Origin of the sequence: Natronomonas sp. (assembly GCF_036625485.1) — an archaeon.
Classification (GTDB): Archaea; Halobacteriota; Halobacteria; order Halobacteriales; family Haloarculaceae; genus Natronomonas.
Genome location: NZ_JAZKTR010000224.1, coordinates 1 through 3101, shown reverse-complemented (window position 1 = coordinate 3101; position 3101 = coordinate 1). Strand labels below are relative to the sequence as shown.

The following is a 3101-nucleotide window of genomic DNA, read 5'->3' as shown; positions in this document are numbered from 1 at the left end:
AACGGCAACGGCGGCAACGGCAACGGCGATACCGAGACCGAAGGTGGCGACGTACCGCAGGAGATCGACGACCACCTCTCCGACGCGAACCTCTATGAGGGAAGCATCGAGGACCACACCGGTGAGGACCAGGTAACCGTCGCGGTCGGTGGTGGCGACGGCCTCGCCTTCGACCCGCCGGCAATCCGCATCGATTCGAGCACGACGGTCGTCTGGGAGTGGACCGGCGAAGGCGGCAGCCACAACGTCGCGTCCGTCGAAGGTTCTGAGAGCGACTTCACGAGCGACTACTACGACTCGGAAGGCGAAACGTTCGAGCAGTCCTTCGACAACACGGGCATCCAGCTGTACGTCTGTGAGCCCCACCGGACGCAGGGCATGAAGGGCGCCATCGAAGTCGTCTGATAACGGAACGCATCCTCCGGCTTTCTTTTGTAGTTCGACCGCCTAGCAGCGGGTGTGAAACGAGTGACCGAGCGGGTGTCGAACCCCTTCGGGATGCGCGCACCCGGGGAGCCGGCCGTCCACGGCTACGGCGACGCGAACGCGGATTTCCACGTCATCGGTGCCGACGCCGAAACCCACGGCGGCGCCGAAACCGGCGTTCCCTTCACGAACTCGCTTGCCGGCGAGCGCCTCCAGCGCGTCCTCCATGCGGTCGGCTTCGCCGCCGAACCCTACAGCGACGAACCCGAACTCGACAACTGCTATCTCTCCTATCTCCACCTCTCGCCGGGCGAGCCCGACGACCTCGAACGCTACCTCGACGCCGAACTCCGGGCGCTGAACGCCCACATCCTCCTGCCCGTGGGCGACCGCCCGCTGTCATACGTCCTCGAAGAGTACACGACGCAGGCGCGAAAACTCCCGCACGACGCCGAGACGCTCCACGCGCGGGAGGTCCGCGGCCGTGGCTTCCTGGTCGTTCCCGTCATGGAGCCCGCCGACTGGGAGGCCGGCGACGAGCAAGCGCTGGTCGACCGACTCGAAGCCCTGCTCGACAGCGATTACCGGCAGACGAAAGGCGTCGCCACGACCGTCGGTTAAAACGGCTGGACGGCTATACCCACTCGATGCGGAAGACCTCGGTGTCGATGTGCTGGGATTCCTCGCTGTGATGGTCGAACTGGCGGGGAATCTCGAACTCCGCGGCGAAGGCGTGCGTTACCTCTCCGGCGTTGTCCTCGGCGAAGGCCTCGACGAACTCCTCGCTGCCGGCGTTGTGGACGGAATAGGAGACCGCGGCCACATCGGCTGCGGTTTCGAGGAAGGCCCGGTCGGCGCCCTCGCTGCCCGTCTGGGCGCCGAACGGCGGGTTCATGAGAACCGTCACGTCCTCGTCGGGACACAACGGCGCCTGCGTCGCGTCCGCACGGAGCCACGAAACGTCGGTCATCGCGCCGACTCGGCCCTCGTTCTCGCGGGCGGTCGATAGCGGCGCCGGGTCGATATCGACACCGAGGACGCGGGTCGGCCCGCGGAGGGCCGCCCCCAGGGCGAGCATCCCCGTCCCACAGCCGAGGTCGACGACGGTCCGGCCCTCGATGTCGGCCTGCAGGTCCGCGACGTGGACGATATGGGCCGCCAGATCCGGGGGTGTGTGATACTGTTCCAGCGGCGCGCGCGGGTTCTCGAACCCGGCGACGACCGCCAGCTCCTGTGCTAACCGCCGGCGTGTCGCGCCCGCCTTTCCGTCCGTCATGGGTGCGCAATACTTACCAGAAATTCTTATAGGTTTGTGTATGTCCGTTGTTAATATCCGGACGCCGGTGTCGACTGCTCGAACCACGCGATACTTTCTTTCTACCCCGTGTGCAAGGGTCACGCATGGAGTGTCCCCGGTGTGCGGAGGAGCTAGAGCGGTACGCCCTGCAGGGCCGGGAGGCGTTCGTCTGTACTGCCTGCGGGTATATCGGCGTCCCCGTCGAACACCGCGGGGAGTACGAGCCGCCGGAATCGTGGGACGATGCCATCTCCCGGTTCCACAACGTCGACCGCGTCGAATCGGTTACCATCGAGACGACCGAGGCGGACCCGACGCCCGAGTTCATCGACGAGGAGGGTGAGGCGCTGGACCCCGCGTTCATCCGCATCGACGCCGGGAACGGCACCGAAGCGGGTGCTTCGACCGCCGAGTTCGCCTGTACCGTCTGTGGCGAGACGTTCGACTCCGAGGCGGCGCTGGACGGCCATCGCGCGGTTCACACGGACGACGAAAAGGAAGCGTAGAACCGAGGGAAGTGCGGCCGCTTAATCTTCTGCCTCGGCGGCTTCGACCTCTTCCTCGCCACCGCCACCGTCGCCTTCCTCCGTTCGGGAAGCGACCAAGGCACCGCGGGCGACGCTGTAGAGCGGTTCGTCGGCCTTGCGCACGTCGCTGATGGAGAAGGGAATCTCGGCCTTATCGAGGCGCTCCTCGAAGAGCTTCTCGAAGCCCGGCGGGCTCGCGGTACCGCCGGTGACGACGACGGGCACGTCGAGGCCCTCCTCGACGTCTTCCTCGTTGACCTCCCGGGCGATGTTCTCGATGACGTAATCCAGCAGGTTGTCGTAGTAGATCGACAGCGCACCCTCGACACCGCCGGCGTCGGTCGTGAAGTCCAGTCGGAAGTCGTCCTCCTTGATGGAGGTGACCTTGTCGATCTTCTCGCCGGTCGCCGTTGCGGTCTGTTCGTCGACCCAGTCGCCACCGCGGGCGACGGAGAAGGTCATCACGGGAACCGCGTAGTAGGACAGACAGACGTTGGTCATCCCCGCACCGAAGGAGATGCCCAGCCCCGTGAAGTTCGAGTCGGCCAACTCGGAGTAGATGACGGCCATGCCCTCGTTGATGGGTTCGGGGTCATAGCCCATGTCGGCGAGGAACGATTCGAGGGTCTTCTGGTGGTACAGCGTCGAGAGGTCCGAGTCGATGGGGTCGGCCGGCGTCGAGAAGTGGACCCGCTCGTTGGGCCGTTGGGGTTCGCCGACGACCTGCTCGATGATGAGCTTGATCATCGGGATGGCGGATTTCTCCTCGCTGGAGAGGATACCGTGTTTCATCGGCCGGCGGGTCTCCTCGTTGAAGATGTTCGCGAAGTTCAGGGCGTCGTCACCGACGA

General features: G+C 65.5%; 5 protein-coding genes. 3 read left to right on the top strand and 2 right to left on the bottom strand.

Annotated elements, in window-relative coordinates; translation table 11 throughout:
* Together V5A53_RS14190 and V5A53_RS14185 are read left to right on the top strand one after the other, a co-directional pair.
* On the top strand, positions 1-405 hold a 405-nt coding region (locus V5A53_RS14190), incomplete at its 5' end, for a halocyanin domain-containing protein (RefSeq protein ID WP_332314265.1).
* A 54-nt stretch (positions 406-459) separates the two neighbouring features.
* Positions 460-1047 carry a uracil-DNA glycosylase family protein gene (locus tag V5A53_RS14185; RefSeq protein ID WP_332314264.1) on the top strand — a complete coding sequence of 196 codons (588 nt, stop codon included), beginning with the start codon at positions 460-462 and terminating at the stop codon, positions 1045-1047.
* A 13-nt stretch (positions 1048-1060) separates the two neighbouring features.
* On the opposite strand, the gene V5A53_RS14180 is transcribed toward V5A53_RS14185, so the two are convergent.
* Entirely contained in the window at positions 1061-1702 is a 642-nt protein-coding gene (locus tag V5A53_RS14180; RefSeq protein ID WP_332314263.1) for an METTL5 family protein, read from the bottom strand.
* A gap of 125 nt (positions 1703-1827) precedes the next feature.
* Between V5A53_RS14180 and V5A53_RS14175 the strand changes: the two genes are divergently transcribed.
* Positions 1828-2229, top strand: coding sequence for a C2H2-type zinc finger protein (locus tag V5A53_RS14175; RefSeq protein ID WP_332314262.1), 402 nt, complete (start codon positions 1828-1830; stop codon positions 2227-2229).
* Between the two features lie 21 nt (positions 2230-2250).
* Here the strand turns inward: V5A53_RS14175 and V5A53_RS14170 are convergent.
* Positions 2251-3101: hypothetical protein (locus V5A53_RS14170; protein WP_332314261.1), on the bottom strand; the 851-nt coding region annotated here is incomplete at its 5' end.